The 19,209-nt window shown below is 71.5% G+C and carries 19 protein-coding genes; 13 read left to right on the plus strand and 6 right to left on the minus strand.

The genetic code is table 11. The annotated features are described in order from the left end of the window. Positions 1-7: 7 nt before the first annotated feature. Genes AC3IF1_RS14640 through AC3IF1_RS14650 form a run of 3 tightly spaced genes read right to left on the minus strand, consistent with a single transcriptional unit; the run spans position 8 to position 2,623 of the window. Positions 8-580, minus strand: a complete 573-nt coding sequence (locus AC3IF1_RS14640; protein WP_243969581.1) for a chemotaxis protein CheW — start codon at positions 578-580, stop codon at positions 8-10. Beyond that, on the minus strand, positions 580-2,121 hold the full coding sequence (locus AC3IF1_RS14645; RefSeq protein WP_489218175.1) for a CheR family methyltransferase: 1,542 nt from the start codon (positions 2,119-2,121) through the stop codon (positions 580-582). The genes AC3IF1_RS14640 and AC3IF1_RS14645 overlap by 1 nt, the downstream gene beginning before the upstream one ends. A 7-nt stretch (positions 2,122-2,128) precedes the next feature. Further along, positions 2,129-2,623 carry a chemotaxis protein CheW gene (locus AC3IF1_RS14650; RefSeq protein WP_489220393.1) on the minus strand — a complete coding sequence of 165 codons (495 nt, stop codon included), beginning with the start codon at positions 2,621-2,623 and terminating at the stop codon, positions 2,129-2,131. Between the two features lie 210 nt (positions 2,624-2,833). Here AC3IF1_RS14650 and AC3IF1_RS14655 point away from each other — a divergent pair, with 210 nt between their 5' ends. From AC3IF1_RS14655 to AC3IF1_RS14695, 9 genes are all read left to right on the plus strand, one after another. After that, entirely contained in the window at positions 2,834-3,076 is a 243-nt protein-coding gene (locus AC3IF1_RS14655) for a hypothetical protein (RefSeq protein WP_243969585.1), read from the plus strand. A gap of 287 nt (positions 3,077-3,363) precedes the next feature. Further along, entirely contained in the window at positions 3,364-4,185 is an 822-nt protein-coding gene (locus AC3IF1_RS14660; protein ID WP_489218177.1) for a DeoR/GlpR family DNA-binding transcription regulator, read from the plus strand. Positions 4,186-4,269: 84 nt separating this feature from the next. Continuing rightward, on the plus strand, positions 4,270-5,802 hold the full coding sequence (gene glpD, locus AC3IF1_RS14665; protein ID WP_489218178.1) for a glycerol-3-phosphate dehydrogenase: 1,533 nt from the start codon (positions 4,270-4,272) through the stop codon (positions 5,800-5,802). Positions 5,803-5,857: 55 nt separating this feature from the next. After that, on the plus strand, positions 5,858-7,363 hold the full coding sequence (gene glpK / locus AC3IF1_RS14670) for a glycerol kinase GlpK (protein WP_489218179.1): 1,506 nt from the start codon (positions 5,858-5,860) through the stop codon (positions 7,361-7,363). A gap of 288 nt (positions 7,364-7,651) precedes the next feature. Next, a complete protein-coding gene (locus AC3IF1_RS14675; RefSeq protein WP_489218180.1) occupies positions 7,652-8,383 on the plus strand; it encodes an MIP/aquaporin family protein in 732 nt (243 codons plus the stop codon). 137 nt (positions 8,384-8,520) lie between these two features. Then, a complete protein-coding gene (gene lipA / locus AC3IF1_RS14680) occupies positions 8,521-9,516 on the plus strand; it encodes a lipoyl synthase (protein ID WP_489218181.1) in 996 nt (331 codons plus the stop codon). 16 nt (positions 9,517-9,532) lie between these two features. Then, positions 9,533-10,003 carry a type II toxin-antitoxin system RatA family toxin gene (locus tag AC3IF1_RS14685; protein WP_489218183.1) on the plus strand — a complete coding sequence of 157 codons (471 nt, stop codon included), beginning with the start codon at positions 9,533-9,535 and terminating at the stop codon, positions 10,001-10,003. A 330-nt stretch (positions 10,004-10,333) separates the two neighbouring features. Beyond that, the gene (locus AC3IF1_RS14690; RefSeq protein WP_489218184.1) at positions 10,334-10,819 is read left to right on the plus strand and encodes a hypothetical protein; all 486 of its coding nucleotides are present in this window, start codon (positions 10,334-10,336) and stop codon (positions 10,817-10,819) included. A 391-nt stretch (positions 10,820-11,210) separates the two neighbouring features. Next, entirely contained in the window at positions 11,211-11,735 is a 525-nt protein-coding gene (locus AC3IF1_RS14695) for a hypothetical protein (RefSeq protein WP_243969599.1), read from the plus strand. Positions 11,736-11,769: 34 nt separating this feature from the next. On the opposite strand, the gene AC3IF1_RS14700 is transcribed toward AC3IF1_RS14695, so the two are convergent. Both AC3IF1_RS14700 and AC3IF1_RS14705 read right to left on the minus strand, forming a co-directional pair. Beyond that, positions 11,770-12,987 carry an FAD-dependent oxidoreductase gene (locus AC3IF1_RS14700; RefSeq protein ID WP_489218185.1) on the minus strand — a complete coding sequence of 406 codons (1,218 nt, stop codon included), beginning with the start codon at positions 12,985-12,987 and terminating at the stop codon, positions 11,770-11,772. Between the two features lie 17 nt (positions 12,988-13,004). After that, on the minus strand, positions 13,005-13,502 hold the full coding sequence (locus tag AC3IF1_RS14705) for a CinA family protein (protein WP_489218187.1): 498 nt from the start codon (positions 13,500-13,502) through the stop codon (positions 13,005-13,007). A gap of 101 nt (positions 13,503-13,603) precedes the next feature. Between AC3IF1_RS14705 and AC3IF1_RS14710 the strand changes: the two genes are divergently transcribed. Further along, positions 13,604-14,002, plus strand: a complete 399-nt coding sequence (locus tag AC3IF1_RS14710; RefSeq protein ID WP_243969605.1) for an MAPEG family protein — start codon at positions 13,604-13,606, stop codon at positions 14,000-14,002. 3 nt (positions 14,003-14,005) lie between these two features. Here the strand turns inward: AC3IF1_RS14710 and AC3IF1_RS14715 are convergent, their stop codons facing one another. Next, a complete protein-coding gene (locus AC3IF1_RS14715; RefSeq protein WP_489218188.1) occupies positions 14,006-15,337 on the minus strand; it encodes a bifunctional 2-C-methyl-D-erythritol 4-phosphate cytidylyltransferase/2-C-methyl-D-erythritol 2,4-cyclodiphosphate synthase in 1,332 nt (443 codons plus the stop codon). 169 nt (positions 15,338-15,506) lie between these two features. On the opposite strand from AC3IF1_RS14715, the gene dusB reads away from it, so the two are divergent. Genes dusB through ntrC form a run of 3 tightly spaced genes read left to right on the plus strand, consistent with a single transcriptional unit; the run spans position 15,507 to position 19,185 of the window. Beyond that, positions 15,507-16,532 carry a tRNA dihydrouridine synthase DusB gene (gene dusB, locus AC3IF1_RS14720; protein ID WP_489218189.1) on the plus strand — a complete coding sequence of 342 codons (1,026 nt, stop codon included), beginning with the start codon at positions 15,507-15,509 and terminating at the stop codon, positions 16,530-16,532. Beyond that, positions 16,529-17,671: a two-component system sensor histidine kinase NtrB gene (locus tag AC3IF1_RS14725; RefSeq protein ID WP_243969610.1), complete on the plus strand. Its 1,143-nt coding sequence runs from the start codon at positions 16,529-16,531 to the stop codon at positions 17,669-17,671. The genes dusB and AC3IF1_RS14725 overlap by 4 nt, the downstream gene beginning before the upstream one ends. A gap of 47 nt (positions 17,672-17,718) precedes the next feature. Next, entirely contained in the window at positions 17,719-19,185 is a 1,467-nt protein-coding gene (gene ntrC, locus AC3IF1_RS14730; protein ID WP_489218190.1) for a nitrogen regulation protein NR(I), read from the plus strand. The last annotated feature ends 24 nt before the right edge of the window (positions 19,186-19,209 follow it).

Genomic DNA, 19,209 nt, shown 5'->3' on the forward strand with positions numbered 1-19,209 from the left:
GGGGCCGTCAGGGCAGGGCGCGGCGCAGGAGGCGGGGCAGGTCGACGATGACGAAATCCGGGCCGCTGCCGCCCGCCGCCCCGGGGGCATAGCCCGAAGTCGCTTCGTTGCCCAACCCGTCGGGATCCGCGGCAGCCGGCGGGCTGACGGCGGCGGAACCGGGGGCGCGGGCGATCCCCAGCACCCGGTCGACCGCCAGGGCGATGGGCTGGTGGGCCGGGGCCCCGCGCAGCACCACGAGATGCCCCGTCTCGGTCTCGGAATCCGGCCGGCCGAGGGCCCGGGCCAGGCCGAGGACGCCGACGATCCGGCCCGAGAGGGCGATGAGGCCGATCAGCGCCGGCACCGCGCCCGGCATGGGCGTGCTCGGCCGCATCGGCAGGATCTGCGCGACGGCCGTCAGGGGCAGGCCGTAGCGCTCGCCGCCGCAGGCGCAGACGAGGTGCTCGAGGCCGGCATCGGAGGACGCCGCGGCGACGCCGCGCCGGGCCAGCGCCGCGGTGCGCTCGGCCCGGAGGTCCCGCTCCGTGCGGGGCCGCGTCGGCGCGCGGCCCGCCTGCGGGCTCGGGGTTGCCTCCATCAGGATCTCCTGCTGCCGCGGTCGAGGGCGGCGCGGGCCGCGGATGCGCCGGCGGCGATCTCCCCGGCGGACGCGCCGTCGCCCTCGGGCAGCGCCGTATCCGGCCCGAGAACCTGGATCAGGGCTTGGCTGAGGGCGATGGCGTTGTCGAGGGCGCGGGCGGCATCGGCCGGACGGCCGCGCGCGATCAGGAGCAGCCCGAGATGGTAGTGGGCCATCACGAAGCCCCGGTCGAGGTAGAGGGCCGCCCGCAGCGCCCGTTCGGCCTCCGCGTCGCGGCCGAGGGTCCGGGCGAGGAGGCCCTCGTAGAAGCGCAGGCCGGAATCGGTCGGGTCACGGTCGAGGGCGCGGCGCAACGCCCGCCAGGCGGCGCCGATCTCCCCGGCATCCGCGAGAATGCGGATCCGGTCGAGGACGGCGTCCGAGTCCTCCGCGGGGTCCACGGGCTCGGCGCGGTCGGGCGGGTCATCCGGTGGGCGCGCCAACGCGACGGCCGGTGCGGCATCGCGCGGCGCCGGCTCGTCGGCCGGGATCACCGGGGATTCGTCACCGGGGCCGGCCGATGCGTCCCGATCCGCCACGTCCGCGCCGCGGCCGCCCGGCGGCCTTTCCGGCTGCGCCGGTCCGGCCGGCGGGGCGAGGGGCGGCGGCGCCTCCGACCGGGCGCGATAGGCCACCGTCCCGGGCAGGCTGACGGCGTCGAGGAATCCCGAGAAGGCCGGGCTCGGCTCGGCGTGGCCGAGGAGCAGCCAGCCGTCCTCCTTGAGCCGGCGGGCCAGGCCGCGCACCACGGCCGCGACCGTCCGGGCGTCGAAGTAGATCAGGACGTTGCGGCACAGGATCAGGTCGTATCGCTCGCCCTCCGGCCGCACCGGTTCGACGAGCGTCAGCAGGTTGCCGCGCTCGAACCGCACCAGACCGCGATATTCCGGGCGCAGGGCGTAGCCGCCCTCCCGCCGGATCCCGGGGGCGGCGGGCAGCCGGGTGAAGTAGCGCAGCCGCTCCGCCGGCGGCATCGTGCGCAGGGCCCAGCGGCCGTACTCGGCGGAGCGGGCGACCGCGAGCGCCTCGTGGCTGATATCGGTGCCGAGGATCGAGACCCGCCAGTCCGGCAGCGCGTCGCCGAGGAGTTCCTGGACCAGGATCGCCAGGGAGTACGGCTCGGCCCCCGTCGAGCAGCCGGCGCTCCAGATCCGCAGCACGCGCTCGGAGGCCCGGGCCGCGATCAGCGCCGGCAGGATCCGCACGCGGAGCGCCTGGAACTGCTCGGCATAGCGGAAGAAGAACGTCTCGCCGACGGTGATCTCGGCCTCCAGGCGCGCCCATTCCGCCTCGCCCAGCACCGCGTCCGACAGGAGGGCGGCGTAGGCCGCGCAATCGGCCGCCGCGGCGTCGCGGAAGCGCCGGCGCAGGCGCTCGATCAGCAGATCGTCCTTGTCGGCATAATAATGGTGACCGGTGCGCGCGATGATCCGCGTCTTCAGGGCCGCGTAGGCGGGATCGGCACCCGGATCGGGGCGGGGAGGACCCGGACGGGGCATCGCGGGGTCAGACGGGCTCGGGCAGGGCGGCGAGGCGATCGGCGGCGGTCCGCGACAGCGCCGCGACCCGAGCCCGTTCCTCGACGGTCATGAGGCGCTCCGGCGCCAGGGCATGGATTAGGCGCTCGCCGAGGACGAGTTCGGCCGCGACGCAGCCATTGAAGGTCCCCGATTCGACCACGGGGCGGATCGCGTCCGCGGGCACGGTGACGAGGTCGGCGGCCCGGTCGACGCGATAGGCGAGGCCCTCTCCACGGGTGAGGACGAGATGCGCGTACCGGCCGGGCTCGGCGGCGTCCGATCGGAGCCCGAGCAGGGCCGCGAGGTCGATCACCGGGACCGGGCGCCCGCCGAGATTCAGGAAGCCGACGAGCCAGCCGCCCGCGGCGGGCGGGCTGTGGAGGTCCGGCAGCGGCAGCACTTCCGCGACCGCGGCCCGGGGCAGGGCGCAGGGCGTGCCCGCCACGTCGAGGAGGAGATAGGCCGAACCGCTGCTGGGCAACGCCACCCCTCCCTGTCCTTGCCCGGTCCGAGCCGGGTCGCGACATAGGCCGAGTTGGTGCCGGCGGCAATCGCCCGCTCCCCCGCCCGCTCCCCGCGACCGAACGCGGGGAACCAAGTCTCGCCTCAGCCGCTTATTTTCCGACGCAGCGGCAACGCTCCCGACAAGGGGCGGCGCCTCGCCTGCGCCGGTCTATGCCAGGGATTGACGATGAGGAAACTTCTTTTGGCCGCCGCGTCGCTGACGCTCCTGGCGGGCTCCGCCTACGCCCAGGGCAACGCGCCCTACAACAATTCCGGCTCGCAGGCCGGCGGCCCGCGCGGCGGCATGGAGCGCGCCGGCGAGGGTGCGGCGATGGAGCAGGGCGCTGCGCCGGCGCCCCGGCCCATGATGCGCAAGCGCATGAAGCACAAGCGGATGCGCCACCATCACCGGATGCATCACCAGATGTGATCGGTCCCGCTTCGCCGCCGAAGGGCGGCCGAGCGCGAACGATCCGGCCTGTCGCATCCGCGGCAGGCCTTTTTCATGTCCGGTCCTCCGCGCGCCTGCCGGAACCATAATTCCTCCCGCTGGTACCGACGCCGATCAGGACGGGGTCTTGCCGGTCACGCGCCCGCAGGCCAGGTTCGTTCGCGCACCGCCTCCGGCGAACGCAGTCGAAAGATGTTCGAAAACGAACATCGCCGCACGGAAGGTGGGCAGACGATCGGTCCAGGGACAGCTTTGAGGGGTAATCGATGTCGCGACCGCTCGACCGCAGGTCCGAGGACAGGATCGAGGCGACGGGAGTCGAGGGGCGACGCAGCGCCATCGTGGCGGCGGTGCGCCAGCGGGGCTTCGTCACCATCGAAGCGCTGGCCGCGCAGTTCGGTGTCACCGTCCAGACGATCCGCCGCGACCTCAACGAGCTGAGCGCCGAGGGCCGGCTCGAACGCTACCGCGGCGGCGGCGGCCTGCCCTCGAGCGTCGAGAACATCGACTACGCCGACCGCCGGGTGACCCTGCTGCCGGAGAAGACCCGGATCGCGCGCCTGGCGGCGAGCCGGATCCCGTCGCATTGCTCGGTCTTCATCAACATCGGCACGACACCGGAGGCGGTCGCCCGGGAGCTGACCCGGCACGACGACCTCAGCATCATCACCAACAACCTCAATGTCGCCCTGTCGCTGGCCGAGGCCACGGAGTTCCGGATCGTGGTGGCGGGGGGCACCGTGCGCAACCGCGACGGGGCCGTGCTCGGCCAGCTCACCTGCGATACGCTCAGCCAGTTCCGGGTCGACGTGGCGGTGATCGGAATCAGCGGGATCGACGCGGACGGGGCGCTCCTCGACTACGATTACGAGGAGGTGCGGGCGACGCAGACCATCCTGGCCCATGCCCGGAAAACCTTCCTGGTGGCCGACCACACCAAGTTCACCCGCCGGCCGATGGTCCAGGTCGGGCGGCTCGACCAGATCGACACCTTCTTCACCGACCGGCAGCCCCCGCCCGAGATCGCCGCCCTGCTCGGGCGGCTGGGCGTCGCCCTGGTGGTCGCCGGGGCGGCCGACGAACCGTAACGAACACGCGTTTTTTCGCTTGCGAAAATTCGCGGCCGGCTCAATATAGTTCCAACCCGCCGCGAGGGCGGGATTGGAGGACCCATGGCGGCAGCAACGCGCCAGCGCGAGCCGGCCGACGCCTACGACCTGCTGGTCATCGGCGGCGGCATCAACGGCACCGGCATCGCCCGGGACGCCGCCGGCCGCGGCCTGTCGGTCCTGCTGGCCGAACGCGGGGACCTGGCCGGCTTCACCTCCTCGTCCTCGACGAAGCTGATCCACGGCGGCCTGCGCTACCTGGAATATTACGAGTTCCGGCTCGTCCGGGAGGCGCTGGCGGAGCGCGAACGGCTGCTGCGGCAGGCGCCCCACGTGATCTGGCCGCTGCGCTTCGTGCTGCCCCACGACGAGGGCCTGCGCCCGGCCTGGATGCTGCGGCTCGGCCTGTTCCTGTACGATCATCTCGCGCGGCTGCGGACGCTGCCGGGCTCGACCTCGGTGGACCTGCGCCGCTCGGCTTACGGCGCCCCGCTGCAGAAGCGGCTGACCCGCGGCTTCGTCTATTCCGACTGCTGGGTCGAGGACAGCCGCCTCGTGGTCCTCAACGCCATGGACGCCCGCGAGCGCGGCGCCACGGTGCTCACGCGCACGGGCGTCGTCTCGGCGCGGCGCGCGGGTGACGGCTGGATCGCGACCCTGCGCGACGAGCGCAGCAACGCCGAGCGGACTGTCCGGGCCAAGGCCGTGGTCAACGCCGCCGGCCCCTGGGTCAGCGCGACGCTGGGCGGCACGCTCGGCATCAACAGCCGCGCGGCGGTGCGCCTGATCAAGGGCAGCCACATCGTGGTCAAGCGCCTGTTCGACGGCGACCAGGCCTACATCCTGCAGCAGCCCGACAAGCGCATCATCTTCGCGATCCCCTACGAGCGCGACTTCACCCTGATCGGCACCACCGACGTGCCCTATGACGGCGAGCCCGGGCCGGTCTCGATCTCCCCGGAGGAGACCGACTACCTCTGCGGTTGCATCAACCGCTCCTTCGACGCGACGATCACCCCGGCCGACGTGGTCTGGAGCTATTCGGGCGTGCGCCCCCTCTACGACGACGCGGCCGAGAACGCCTCCGCCGTGACCCGCGACTACGTCCTCGACGTGGAGGACCAGGGCGGCAAGGCGGCGGTGCTGTCGGTCTTCGGCGGCAAGATCACCACCTACCGGCGCCTGGCCGAGCACGCCCTGGACAAGCTGGCCCCGTACTTCCCGGCGCTCAAGACGCCCTGGACCGGCGACGCGGTGCTGCCCGGCGGCGCCATGACGAACGTGGATTTCGACCCGTTCCTCGCCGAGTTCCGGGCGGAAAAGCCGTTCCTGCCGGAGGAGACCGCGCGCCGGCTCGCCCGCGCCTACGGCACCCGGGCGCGGGACATCGTCGGCACGGCGCAGTCCCTGGCCGATCTCGGCGAGGCCTTCGACGGCGGCCTCACGGCGGCCGAGGTCGATTACCTGCGCACCGAGGAATGGGCCGTCACCGCGGAGGATATCCTGTGGCGGCGCTCGAAGCTCGGCCTGCGCACGGGCGCGGAGAGCGCCGCCCGTCTCTCCGCCTATCTCGACCGCAGGGCCGAGGCGGCCTGATTTTTTCGGACCCGAGCCGGCGAGAGACCGGTCGGGCTTAACACGGGAGGGAACGATGAGCCGTTACGTCGGGGCCATCGACCAGGGCACCACGAGCAGCCGATTCATCGTGTTCGACCGCGCGGGCAGCGTCATCACGCTCGCCCAGGCCGAGCACGCGCAGATCTACCCGGCCCCCGGCCATGTCGAGCACGACGCCGCCGAGATCTGGACCAAGACGCAAGGGGTGATGCGCGAGGCGCTGGAGAAGGGCGGGCTCCAGCCCTCCGATCTCGCCGCGGTGGGCATCACCAACCAGCGCGAGACCACGCTGATCTGGGACCGGCGCACCGGCAAGCCCCTGCACAACGCCCTGGTCTGGCAGGACACTCGCAACGACCGGCTGGTGGCCGAGTTCGCCCGCGACGGCGGCCGCGACCGATTCCGCGACCTCACCGGCCTGCCGCTGGCGAGCTATTTTTCGGGGCTCAAGCTGCGCTGGCTGCTCGACCATGTCGACGGCGCCCGGGAGAAGGCCGAGGCCGGCGACGTGCTGTTCGGCAACATCGACACGTGGCTGGTCTGGAACCTCACCGGCGGCACCGAGGGCGGCCTCCACGTCACCGACGTGACCAATGCCAGCCGCACACAGCTCATGTCGCTCAAGACGCTGGACTGGGACGACGGCATGCTGTCGGCCTTCGGCATCCCGCGGGCGATGCTGCCCCGGATCGCCTCGTCGAGCGAGGTCTACGGCGAGACCCGGGCGCCGTTTTCGGGCGTGCCGATCGCCGGCATCCTCGGGGACCAGCAGGCGGCCCTGTTCGGCCAGACCTGCTTCAGCCCGGGCGAGGCCAAGAACACCTACGGCACCGGCTGCTTCGCGCTGATGAACACCGGCACCGAGCCGGTCCCGTCGAAGGCCGGCCTCGTCACCACGCTCGCCTACCGGCTCGACGGCCAGAAGCCGGCCTACGCCCTCGAAGGCTCCATCGCCATCACGGGCGCCCTCGTGCAGTGGCTGCGCGACAACCTGCACATGATCAAGGATTCCGCGGAGGTCGAGACCCTCGCCACCACCGTCGAGGACAACGGCGGCGTCTATTTCGTGCCGGCCTTCTCGGGCCTCTACGCCCCGCACTGGAACGAGGGCGCCCGCGGCCTGATCATAGGCCTGACCCGCTACGTCAACCGCGGCCACATCGCCCGCTCGGTGCTGGAGGCGACCGCCTTCCAGACCCGCGAGGTGCTGCAGGCGATGGCCCAGGATTCCGGCATCCCGGTCAAGGAACTCCGCGCCGACGGCGGCATGGTCGCCAACAACACGCTGATGCAGTTCCAGTCCGACCTGCTCGACGTGCCCGTGGTGCGCCCGAAGGTGGCCGAGACCACCGCGCTCGGCGCCGCCTACGCGGCCGGCCTCGCCGTCGGCTATTGGAAGGGCATCGACGACCTCAAGGGCAACTGGGGCGTCGACAAGCGCTGGACGCCGAAGATGGATGCCGGCCAACGCGAAAAGATCGCCGCCGCCTGGGGCCGGGCGGTGCAGCGCTCCTTCGACTGGAAGCGCGACGAGGATTGAGGAGGACGGGCCCCTTTCCCACGCCCCTTAGCGGGCTACCGCCGACCCGGGCCGGGGCGCTGTCGCTCCTGCAAACCGCAACGCCCCCCCCTCTCCCGTGCAGGAGAGGGGGGACCTGCGCCGGTCATGAGTCATGCCGTTGTCGGCTCAAAGATGGAGCCCTGTGTGGGCGTAGCTCTGCGAGGGAGGGCAGGCGCCAAGCCGGAGACCGGTACGCAACCACCGGGCCTCGCGCACCGCGCGGGTCCGGAACTGTCAAAAGCAACAACAAACGGGGGAGACCAAACCATGACCTCACCATTCCTGGGCGAATTCCTGGGCACGATGACGCTGATTGTGCTGGGAGACGGCATCGTCGCCGGCACTCTGCTGAAGCGCTCGAAGGCCGAGAACGCCGGCTGGATCGCCATCACCGCCGGCTGGGCCTTCGCGGTGCTCGCCGGGATCTTCGTCGCCACCGCCACCGGCAGCCCGGACGCGCATCTCAACCCGGCCGTGACCGTGGCCGGCGCCGTCAGTTCGGGGGATGTCTCGAAGCTCGCGGTCTACGTGCCGGCGCAGATGCTCGGCGCCTTCGTGGGCGCGGCGATCGTCTGGCTGCACTACCTGCCGCACTGGGCGGCGACCCCGGAACAGGACCTGAAGCTCGCCTGCTTCTGCACCGGGCCGGCGATCCGGGACGCCAAGGCCAACTGGACCTCGGAGATCATCGCCACCTTCTTCCTGATCCTCACCATCTCGGCGCTGGTGACCAACACCCTGGGCGCCAGCGGCGCCATCCCGCGGGGCGTCGCGCCCTACATGGTCGGCATGCTGGTCTGGGGCATCGGCCTCTCGCTCGGCGGCACCACCGGCTACGCCATCAACCCCGCCCGCGACCTCGGGCCGCGCATCGCCCACGCGGTGCTGCCGATCGCCGGCAAGGGCTCCTCCGACTGGGGCTACGCGCTGATCCCGGTGGCCGGCCCGGTGGTCGGGGCAGCGCTGGCGGGGCTGCTGGTGCGGGGGCTCGGGATCTGACGGAACCGTCACACCCTCAACCGCCGCATGGCGTCCCGGCGTCGCGGCGGTTTGCGGCGCGGGGCCGGGCGCCTTAAGTCAAGGCGATCCCGACCGCGCCCCCGGGCGCTTCCCCGCGGTGTGGCAGCCCCCGACCCATGGCCGTCGTCCTCGACATCCTGATGAACGATCCGCGCGCCGCGCGGCTGCGCCACCCGGAGAAGGCCCACCGGCCGGATCAGCCGGTCCAGGCCAAGAAGCCGGACTGGATCCGCGTCAAGGCGCCCGGCTCCAAGGCCTGGACCGAGACCCAGAAGATCGTCCGCGAGCACGGTCTCGTCACGGTCTGCGAGGAGGCCGGCTGCCCGAATATCGGCGAGTGCTGGGAGAAGCGCCACGCCACCTTCATGATCATGGGCGACACCTGCACGCGGGCCTGCGCCTTCTGCAACGTCCGCACCGGCCTGCCCGACGCCCTCGACGCCCTGGAGCCGGAAAAAATCGGCGACTCGGTGGCCAAGCTCGGCCTGCACCACGTGGTCATCACCTCGGTGGACCGGGACGACCTGAAGGATGGCGGCGCCCAGCATTTCGCCCAGACCATCGCGGCGATCCGGCGGGCGAGCCCCGGCACCACGGTGGAAATCCTGACGCCGGACTTCCTGCGCAAGGATGGGGCGCTCGAGGTCGTGGTCGCGGCCAAGCCCGACGTGTTCAACCACAACCTGGAGACGGTGCCGGCCAAGTACCTGACGGTGCGGCCGGGCGCCCGCTACTTCCACTCGGTGCGCCTGCTCCAGCGGGTGAAGGAGCTCGACCCGACGATCTTCACCAAGTCCGGCATCATGGTCGGACTCGGCGAGGAGCGGAACGAGGTGCTTCAGCTCATGGACGACCTGCGCTCGGCCGAGGTCGATTTCCTCACCATCGGCCAGTACCTGCAGCCGTCCAAGAAGCACCACGAAGTGGTGCGCTTCGTGCCGCCGGACGAGTTCAAGACCTACGAGACCACCGCCTACGCCAAGGGCTTCCTGCTGGTCTCGGCGACGCCGCTCACCCGCTCGTCGCACCATGCCGGCGAAGACTTCGCCAAGCTTCGGGCGGCCCGGCTCGCCAAACATGCGTCCTCGCACGCCCCCGCCCTCTCGGCCTGAGCACGTCGGAACAGAAATGCCGTCCTTCCGGGTTACCCGCATGGTGCGGCATTCGCCGCAGCAGATGTACGATCTCGTCGCCGATGTGGAGCGCTACCCGGAGTTTCTGCCGCTGTGCGAATCCCTGCGGGTGATCCGCCGCCAGGATGTCCAGCACCAGGATATGCCGGAGGGCGGGCAGGTGCTGATCGCCGAGATGGGCGTCGGCTACAAGGCGATCCGCGAGCGCTTCACCACCCGGGTCAGCCTGGATCCGGCCCATCACAAGATCGTCGCCGAGTATATCGACGGCCCGTTCCGCCACCTCGAGAACCGCTGGTCGTTCAAGGAGGCGCCGAACGGCGGTTGCGCCGTCGACTTCTTCATCACCTACGAGTTCAAGAGCCGGACCCTCGGGTTGCTGATGGGTACGATGTTCGACCGCGCCTTCCGCAAGTTCACCGACGCCTTCGAGGGCCGGGCGGACCGGATCTACGGAGCCGCTTGAGCGGTCGCAGCCGGCAGGCCGCCGGCAGGATCCCATGCCGGCGGCCTGGAGCGGGGGACCGCCTTGACACGGCAAAGCGCCCCAGGGGGAGACACGCCAGCAGAGCAAGGGCTGATATCATGTTGATTTGATATTCGTATTTTTGCAAATTCCATTCTGTTTCTGACGAGCTTTACTCTCTCTGCTGCAGAACCTCTCTAAAACTGCCGCCGCTGTCGAATTCACATCTCCGCCCCCCCGACACCGAGCCAGGCCACGGACGCACGCCATTTGCGACTGAGCCGAGAGCGGCGGGGATTGGCCTTGCGATACGGACACGCTCTCGCCGCCATGGCCCTTGCGCTGATGGCCACGCACGCCCTGTCGTCATGCAGCGACGCCGACGACATCCGCCCCGCGGAGGCGCCCTCCGAAGAAGCGGTCGACCGAAGCCCGGCCAGCACGGTCCCGTATGAGGACCGGTTCAGCGACGCATGCAGCAATGCGTATCTTCCGATCGGATCGACGACCATCTCTTGGGCTGACGCCCTCGATGGAGATCCGTCGTGCCGAGACATCCCTCCCGGCTGGGATGTGACGATCCTGACCAACCTCTGCACCAAACCGGTGCCGAACACGCCCAGCCGCGCCCTCGGTGCCCACCCGTCCCCGAACATGCCCGACGGTGACCCACCCCATCGGACTCGCAGCGTGGTCGAGGATGGCAGGCGGATGGACCCGACATCCGGCTTTTCCGCATCCCATGCCCAGGGCCGGGGGGACAGGCTGCAGATGGTATTCCTGAACTCTGAACGGATCGGCTGGCGCCTTTACTGACCGCGGCGGCAGACCGGGCGGTGCGGTGTCGGCTTCGAGGATCGGTGAGCCCTACATCCGACCCCCCGAGCGGGCCCGACTGCCACACCGCCCTGAGATTAAGGTCTCCGCGGCATAGACCGGGCGACCGACTTGACAAAGACATCCATCTGAGACAGCCGCTTTTCAGTTATTGTACACGCCGCATGTTCGTTTGATGAATATCAAAATTCAATTCGCAGAATAAATAAGCAATTACGCGCTATCGGTAAATTATTATATCGATCATAGCCGTCGACTCGTAGCTCACGCTGCGACCTTCAACTTTACAGATCGATCAACCCATGCCAGCAGAACGCGCGGTGACCGGATCCAATCTGGCGCTGTATTTTCATTTGTTGGGGGTTATACCATGAAATACGGGGAGACACTGTTCGCCATTCCGCTCGCCATAGCGGCCATGACGGCCCTGTCGGCCTGCAACAGCACGGGATCGAATTCCGCGCCGGTGACGGCCGCCGCCGGCGCGGCCCCCGCGGCAGGCGCCGTCGTCCTGGCCGGCGACCGATTCAGCCCGTCCTTCATTCACGCTCATCTCAAGGTCAGGCGCACCACGGTCGGCGAGGTCCTCGCGCTGTACGGGCCTCCGGCGAGCCGGGACAACGTCGCCTCCCCGTCGGGAGACCGGAGCGTCATGACCTATATCCGGCCCGAGGCGGTGAAGTCTGGGGTCGGTGAAACCCTCGGCGTCATCGCGTCCCTGACTCCTCTCGGGTCGAGCGCGGGCGAAGCCCTCTACCGGGCAGGCAGCGCCGTCGACGGTGTCGAGACCATCGCCGCCGCCTCGGCGGCCCAATCCGCCAAGGCCCGGGGCGCCGGCAACAGGCTGGAGTTGATCTTCGTGAACGACCGTCTGGCCGATTGGCACCTGCTGTAGGCGTCGTGCGGGCCGGCAGGGCGGTCAACACGGATCACGGACTGCCCTGCGCGTGCACGTGCTCCGGCCGCACGCCCATCCCGATGATCCGGGCGGGCAGGGCCTGGAGCGGCGGCAGCGCGTCGAGGATCCGGAGCGCCAGGGGCGCCCGGAACGGGGCGTGAGCGGCCAGCGAGGCCGCGATCACCCGGGACTGGATCACCCGCTGGAGCGCCTGGGTCACCCGCACCGGGACCATCCGCCGGGCCTGGACCCGGGCGAGGACGGAATCGGCCACCGGCCCGGAGCGCAGGGGCCCGGCCAGGATGTTGGCCGCCGCCACCGCGTCCTGGATCGCGAGGTTGATCCCGACCCCGCCCACCGGCGACATGGCGTGGGCGGCATCGCCGATGCAGAGCAGGCCGGGCCGGTGCCAGCGGTCCAGCCGGTCGACCGTGACGGTCAGGAGCTTGACGCAGTCCCAGTCGGCGATGGAATCGGTGCGGTCGGCCAGGAACGGCGCGATCTCGGCGACCGCCGCCCGGAAGGCCGGCAGGCCCCCGGCGCGCAGGGCCGTATCGCCGCCCTTCGGCACCACGTAGGCGCATTGCCAGGCATCGCCCCGGTCGAGGGTGATCAGGATGCGTCCCGGCCCGAAGCGTCCGGCCGCCGCCTCCGGATCGCCGTCCCGGCGCGGCAGACGGAACCACAGGACGTCGATCGGGGCACCGAAGGCGCGGGGCGTGAACCCGGCACGCTCGCGCATCCGCGAGTGGCGCCCGTCCGCGCAGAGCACCAGATCGGCGCGGACCTCCACCGGCCCGTCCGGCCCCTCGGCCCGCACGCCCGCGACCCGGCCCTCGGCCTCGATGAGGTCGCGAGCCTCGGTCCGGCGGATCAATTGGAACCCCGGATAGCCGGCCGCTTCACCGGCCAAAAAGTCCAAAAAATCCCATTGCGGCATGAAGGACAGGAAGCGGTTGCGGGTCGGCAGCCGGCTGAAATCGGCGACCCGATAGCTTCGGCCGTTCACGACGCCGGAGAAGTGCTCGACGCGCCGCTGGGGCAGGGCGTGGAAGCGCTCGGACAGGCCGAGTTCGTCCATCAGGTCGAGGGTGGAGGGATGGATCGTGTCGCCGCGGAAATCACGCAGGAAATCCGCGTGCTCCTCCAGCACGGTGACGGCGAGCCCGGCGCGGGCGAAGAGCAGCCCGGCCATCATCCCGGCGGGGCCGCCGCCGACGATGCAGAGGCGGGTCGTCACCGTCTCCATGGACCGTCCCTCCATCGTCAGGCCCCGAGGGCCTCCTCCAGGAGACCGAGGGCGTCGGCGACGGCGGCCCGGCGGACGCCCGCGCGCCCGAGATCGCCGTAGCGCCGCTCCAGATGGCGCACGCCGCCATCCCCCAGGGCGAGCCCGAAATGGACCAGCCCGACCGGCTTCTCGGCGCTGCCGCCGCCGGGGCCCGCGATACCGGTGATCGCCACCGCCACGGAGGCCCGGGAGGCGGAGAGCGCCCCCGCGGCCATCGCCCGCGCCACCGGCGCGCTGACGGCGCCGTGCTTGTTGATGAGGTCCATCGGCACGCCGATCGCCTCGGCCTTGGCGGCGTTCGAGTAGGTGACGAACCCGCGCTCCAGGACGGCCGAAGAGCCCGGTACTGCGGTGAGCAGGCCGGCCACGAGGCCGCCGGTGCAGGATTCGGCCGTGGCGACCGTGCGGCCGGCCGCCGCGTAGGCCGCCACCAGCGCCTCCGCGCGCGCGAGAAGCTCTGCGTCGTCGATCATCGCGAACGGGCTCCCCTCGGGCGCCGTCGCCCTATCTCGTGTTGTGACGTATGGCCGGTGCCGGCTCAAGGACCGGCAGGCTCCACAGGAGACACGACGCGATGATCTTCCCCGCGACCACGGCGCTCTACGGCGCGCTGCTCGCCCTGGTGTATCTCGGCCTCTCGGGCTGGGTCATGGCGAGCCGGGTCTCCGGCAACGTGCTGTTCGGCGACGGGGGTGACGCGGCGCTGCTCAAACGGGCCAGGTCGCACGCCAACTTCTCGGAATACGTGCCCCTGACGCTGATCCTCGTCGGTCTGCTGGAGGCGGGGGGCGCCGGCCACGGGCTCGTACAGGGCCTGCTGGTCGCCCTCCTGGTCGGACGGATCCTGCACCCGATCGGCATGTTCGCGGCCCCGAACTCCCCGCGCCAGTTCGCCTGCCGGGGCGGCGGCATCCTGCTGACCCTCGCGGCGCTGGGCATCGCCGCCATCGCGCTGCTGCTGCGGGTGGCCTGAGCCTCACCCCTGGCGCATGGCGGTTTCCGCCTCGGCGTCGAGTGCGGGGCCGTCCTCCTCCGGGAGCCGGACCGTCGCGGCGGCCTGGGCGGCGAGCCCCTCCGCCCGGCCGACGAAGCCGAGCTTCTCGGTGGTCGTCGCCTTGATGGAGACCGCCGTCAGCGGCACGCCCGCGATGGCGGCGATGCGCGCCCGGATCGCCTCCCGGTGCTGGCCGATCCGCGGTGCTTCGGCCAGCACGGTGATGTCGAGGTGGTCGATCCGGCCGCCCCGGGCGCGGACCAGCCCGCAGGCATGGGCCAGGAACTGATCGGACGAGGCCCCGCGCCAGCGCTCCTCGGAGGGCGGGAAGTGGGTGCCGATATCACCGTCCGCGATGGCGCCGAGCAGGGCGTCGGTCAGCGCGTGCAGGGCCACGTCGCCGTCGGAATGGGCGAGCACCCCCCGGTCGGCCGGGATCTTCACGCCGCCGAGCCAGACATGGTCCCCGGTGGTGAAGGCGTGCACGTCGAATCCGGTGCCGACACGGGTGACGTAGGCGGTCATGGGGCGGGCTCCCGGCGCTGGGGTTTCGGCGGTGCCGGCCGCGAAGGCGCGCTCGGCCTCGATGAGGTCGGCGGGTTGGGTGATCTTGCGGTTGGCGACGTCGCCGGCGAACACCACCACCGGCAGGTCCGCCCATTCGGCGAGGGCGCCGTCGTCGGTGAAGCCGTCGAGCCCCGCCGCGGCGGCCGCGCGATGGGCGCCGAGCAGCGGGGCGAAGGCGAAGGCCTGCGGCGTCTGCACCGCGCGCAGATGCTCGCGGGGCGGGGTCTCATGAACCCGGCCGATGCCCGGGGCGATGTCGACGACGCGCTTGACCGTGTCGGTCACCGGCACGCCGGGCACGGCGGCGCCGTGGTCGCGCCCGGCCCCGATCGCCCGGGCGATCAGCGCCGCGTCGACGTAGGGGCGGGCGGCGTCGTGCACCAGCACGATCTCGGGCGCTGCGCCGGCGGCCAGGGCTTCGAGTCCGGCCCGGACGGAGAGCTGGCGCGTCGTGCCGCCCTCCACGGGCACGGCGATTTTGTCTCGGAGTTCGGCGGCAAGTTCCGCGAGGCACTCCTGGAAGAACGCGGCCGCGTCGGCGGCGATCACCGGCTGGATCCGGTCGATGGAATCCTGGGCGGCAAGGGCGGCCAGCGTGCGGGTCAGGACCGCCTGACCGCCCACGCGCCGATACTGCTTGGGCGTACCGCCGCCGATGCGGATCCCGCGCCCGGCCGCCACCACCACCGCGGCGACACCGGCCCCCGCGCGGGCGGGTCCGTTGGCAGGCGTGCCGGTGGCGGACATGGGCGGCAAACTCGTGGGATCTGGAGAGCAGGCTAGGGCCCGGACGCAGGCCAGACGGTCCGCCGATGCCCTGCCGGTGAGGATGCCCGTCGTTTAAGCGGGGGAGGGCCCGAAATCAACGCGTCGCCCCGCTTGCCAGCGGGCCGCGTTTGCCTCATTGTTGTGCAGAATGGCGACTGATCATTATTTGAGCGCGCTGCGCCGGGGACGACCCGTGGACGGGGAGGGGGAGCGCGCTCCGCTCTGCCTGCTCGCCCCCCTGTCCGGCGTCACCGACCTGCACATGCGCCGGATCGCCCGCCGCTGCGGCGCCGATGCCGTGGTCTCCGAGATGGTGGCGGCGCGCGAGCTCGCCCGCGGCGCCGGCGAGGCGGTCCTGCGCGCGGAGGGCTCCGGCGTCGATCTCCACGTGGTCCAGCTCGCGGGCTGCGAGGTCGGGCCGATGGCCGAGGCCGCGCGGCTCGCGGAGGCCGGGGGCGCCGACGTGATCGACGTGAACATGGGCTGCCCGGCCAAGATCGTCACCGGGATCGCCTCGGGCTCGGCCCTGATGCGCGACCTCGACCACGCGACGCGGCTGCTCGCCGCGGTACGCGGGGCGGTCTCGGTGCCGGTGACGGTCAAGATGCGCCTGGGCTGGGACGATGCGAGTCGCAACGCCGCCGACCTCGCGGCCCGCGCCGAGCGCCTCGGGCTCAACGCCGTCACGGTCCACGGCCGGACCCGGCAGCAATTCTACACGGGCACGGCCGACTGGGCCGCGATCCGCGCGGTGGTGGAGGCGGTGTCGATCCCGGTGATCGCCAACGGCGACGTGACCGACCTCGCCAGCGCCCGCGCCTGCCTGGCGGAATCGGCGGCCGCGGGGGTGATGATCGGCCGGGCCGCCACGGGCCGTCCCTGGCTGGTCGGGCAGGTCGCGGCGGCGCTCGCCGGCCGGCCGGCCCCGGCGCCGTCGCGGGCCGAGCAGGCCGCCCTGGCGGCCGAGCATTATGCCGGGCTCCTGTCCCTCTACGGCCGCGCCATGGGCGTGCGCCACGCGCGTAAGCACCTCGCCGCCTACGCGCAGACCGGCGGGGGGCTGGACCCGGCGGAGCGCACCGCGCTCCTCACCACCGCCGATCCCGACGCCGCGCTGGCGCTGCTGGCCCGGGCCTTCGCCGGGGCGCAGGATCCGATCCGGGAGGCCGCATGAGCGACGAACCCGTTCTGCAGGAGCCGGAGAGCCGGCGCGACACGGCCGCCGAGGCCGTGCTCAACGCCCTGCCGCTGCCGGTCCTGACCATCGGCGGCGACGAGCGGATCCTCCACTGCAACCACGCCGCGGAGGCGTTCTTCGACTATTCCGCACGGCTGATGCAGCGCCGCCGCCTGCGCGACATCATCCCCTTCGCCTCGCCGATCATCGCCCTGGTGACCGAGGTGCGCCGCCGCCGCGCCAGCGTCAGCGAGTACCGGGTGGAGCTGACCCAGCCCCGGCTCGGGCTTGAGCGCAGCGTCGACGTGTTCGCGACCCCGCTGGGCGACGACGGCGACGCCGTGGTGATGATGCTCCAGGAGCGCACCATCGCCGACAAGATGAACCGGCAGCTCACCCATCGCGGCGCCGCGCGCTCGATGGTGGCGCTCGGCGCGATGCTGGCCCACGAGATCAAGAACCCGCTGGCCGGGATCCGCGGCGCCGCGCAGCTCCTGGAGAGCACCGGCGCCGAGGAGGACCGGCTGCTCACCCGGCTGATCTGCGACGAGTCCGACCGGATCGTCCGGATCGTCGAGCGCATGGAGCTGTTCGGCGACGAGCGTCCGGCCGATCGCGGCGCCGTCAACGTCCACGGGGTGCTCGACCAGGTGAAGCGCTCCGCGCAGTCGGGGTTCGCCCGGCACATCCGCTTCGTCGAGACCTACGACCCGTCGCTGCCGCCGGTGCTGGGCAGCCGCGACCAGCTGATCCAGGTGATCCTGAACCTCGTGAAGAACGCCGCCGAGGCGATCGGCCAGGACGCGGTCGAGGGCGAGATCACCCTGTCGACCGCCTTCCGGACCGGCCTGCGCCTCCAGGTGCCGGGCTCCCGGGAGCGGGTCAGCCTGCCGATCGAGGTCGCGATCCGCGACAACGGCCCGGGCATCTCGGCCGATCTCCTGCCCGACCTGTTCGACCCGTTCGTCACCACCAAGGCGCAGGGCTCCGGCCTCGGTCTTGCATTGGTGGCCAAGATCGTCGGCGATCACGGAGGCATCGTCGAGTGCGATCCCGCCCCCCGCCGCACGACGTTCCGCATCCTTCTGCCGATGTCGAGTGCCCGGGACGGGCGCGAATCGGCGGTCGACCCATGATCACGTTTTGTGAGTCGGCTCCCCGTCGGAGGTCTGAGTAGAGAGTCATGCCGAACGGCCACATCATCGTCGCCGACGACGACGCTGCCATCCGCACCGTGCTGAACCAGGCGCTGTCCCGGGCGGGCTACGAGGTCCGCTCGACGGGCAATTGCGCGACCCTCTGGCGCTGGGTCGCGCAGGGGGAGGGCGACCTCGTCATCACCGACGTGGTCATGCCCGACGAGAACGTGTTCGATCTGCTGCCGCGCATCAAGCGGGTGCGGCCGGAACTGCCGATCATCGTGATGAGCGCGCAGAACACCTTCATGACGGCGATCCGCGCCTCGGAGCGGGGCGCCTACGAGTACCTGCCCAAGCCCTTCGACCTGAAGGAGCTGATCGCCATCGTGGGCCGCGCCCTCTCCCGTCCGCGCGGGGCGCCCGCCCCCGGTGGACCGCCCGAGAACGAGGACATCCCGCTGGTCGGGCGCTCCCCGGCCATGCAGGAGATCTACCGGGCGCTCGCCCGACTGATGCCCACCGACCTCACGGTGATGATCACCGGCGAATCCGGCACCGGCAAGGAGCTGGTGGCGCGGGCGCTGCACGATTACGGCCGCCGCCGCACCGGCCCGTTCGTGCCCGTCAACATGGCGGCGATCCCGCGGGACCTGATCGAGTCCGAGCTGTTCGGCCACGAGAAGGGGGCCTTCACCGGCGCCCTCCAGCGCTCCGCAGGCCGCTTCGAGCAGGCCGAGGGCGGCACGCTGTTCCTCGACGAGATCGGCGACATGCCCATGGAGGCGCAGACCCGGCTGCTGCGCGTCCTCCAGCAGGGCGAGTACACGACGGTGGGCGGACGCGTCCCGATCCGCACCAACGTCCGGATCATCGCGGCCACCAACAAGGACCTGCGGGTCTCGATCCAGCAGGGCATCTTCCGCGAGGACCTGTTCTTCCGCCTGAACGTCGTGCCCCTGCGGCTGCCGGCCCTGCGCGAGCGCTCGGAGGACGTGCCGGACCTCGTCCGCCACTTCTTCGTACAGGTCGAGCGCGAGGGTCTGACCCGCAAGATGCTCGACGGCGACGCCATGGAGCGGCTCAAGCGCTACCGCTGGCCCGGCAACGTCCGCGAGCTGGAGAACCTCGTCCGGCGGCTCGCCGCCCTCTACCCGCAGGAGACGATCACCGGCCCGGTGATCGAGGCGGAGCTCGACACCCTGCCGCTGGCGACGCCCTCGACGCCGGCCCTCAACGGCGGGGCGCGCAAGTCCGGCGCCGATGCCGAGAGCCTGTCCAGCGCGGTGGAGCGGCACCTCTCGGACTATTTCTCGGGTTACCGGGACACGCTGCCGCCCCCCGGGCTGTATCACCGGATCCTGCGGGAGATCGAAGGCCCGCTGATCGGCGCAGCGCTCGCCGCCACCCGCGGCAATCAGATCCGCGCGGCGGAACTGCTCGGGGTCAACCGCAACACCCTGCGCAAGAAGGTCCGCGACCTCGACCTCCAGGTGTTCCGGACGGCGCGGTAAGGGGTCACGAAGGCCGAGCGCGTC

The organism is Methylobacterium sp. E-012, assembly GCF_057836545.1.

Coding starts and splice junctions, on each gene's coding strand:
- AC3IF1_RS14640 (WP_243969581.1), bottom strand. CDS start 580: ATGGAGGCAACCCCGAGCCCGCAGGCGGGCCGCGCGCCGACGCGGCCC.
- AC3IF1_RS14645 (WP_489218175.1), bottom strand. CDS start 2,121: ATGCCCCGTCCGGGTCCTCCCCGCCCCGATCCGGGTGCCGATCCCGCC.
- AC3IF1_RS14655 (WP_243969585.1), top strand. CDS start 2,834: ATGAGGAAACTTCTTTTGGCCGCCGCGTCGCTGACGCTCCTGGCGGGC.
- AC3IF1_RS14660 (WP_489218177.1), top strand. CDS start 3,364: ATGTCGCGACCGCTCGACCGCAGGTCCGAGGACAGGATCGAGGCGACG.
- glpD (WP_489218178.1), top strand. CDS start 4,270: ATGGCGGCAGCAACGCGCCAGCGCGAGCCGGCCGACGCCTACGACCTG.
- glpK (WP_489218179.1), top strand. CDS start 5,858: ATGAGCCGTTACGTCGGGGCCATCGACCAGGGCACCACGAGCAGCCGA.
- AC3IF1_RS14675 (WP_489218180.1), top strand. CDS start 7,652: ATGACCTCACCATTCCTGGGCGAATTCCTGGGCACGATGACGCTGATT.
- lipA (WP_489218181.1), top strand. CDS start 8,521: ATGGCCGTCGTCCTCGACATCCTGATGAACGATCCGCGCGCCGCGCGG.
- AC3IF1_RS14685 (WP_489218183.1), top strand. CDS start 9,533: ATGCCGTCCTTCCGGGTTACCCGCATGGTGCGGCATTCGCCGCAGCAG.
- AC3IF1_RS14690 (WP_489218184.1), top strand. CDS start 10,334: ATGGCCCTTGCGCTGATGGCCACGCACGCCCTGTCGTCATGCAGCGAC.
- AC3IF1_RS14695 (WP_243969599.1), top strand. CDS start 11,211: ATGAAATACGGGGAGACACTGTTCGCCATTCCGCTCGCCATAGCGGCC.
- AC3IF1_RS14700 (WP_489218185.1), bottom strand. CDS start 12,987: ATGGAGACGGTGACGACCCGCCTCTGCATCGTCGGCGGCGGCCCCGCC.
- AC3IF1_RS14705 (WP_489218187.1), bottom strand. CDS start 13,502: ATGATCGACGACGCAGAGCTTCTCGCGCGCGCGGAGGCGCTGGTGGCG.
- AC3IF1_RS14710 (WP_243969605.1), top strand. CDS start 13,604: ATGATCTTCCCCGCGACCACGGCGCTCTACGGCGCGCTGCTCGCCCTG.
- AC3IF1_RS14715 (WP_489218188.1), bottom strand. CDS start 15,337: ATGTCCGCCACCGGCACGCCTGCCAACGGACCCGCCCGCGCGGGGGCC.
- dusB (WP_489218189.1), top strand. CDS start 15,507: ATGGCGACTGATCATTATTTGAGCGCGCTGCGCCGGGGACGACCCGTG.
- AC3IF1_RS14725 (WP_243969610.1), top strand. CDS start 16,529: ATGAGCGACGAACCCGTTCTGCAGGAGCCGGAGAGCCGGCGCGACACG.
- ntrC (WP_489218190.1), top strand. CDS start 17,719: ATGCCGAACGGCCACATCATCGTCGCCGACGACGACGCTGCCATCCGC.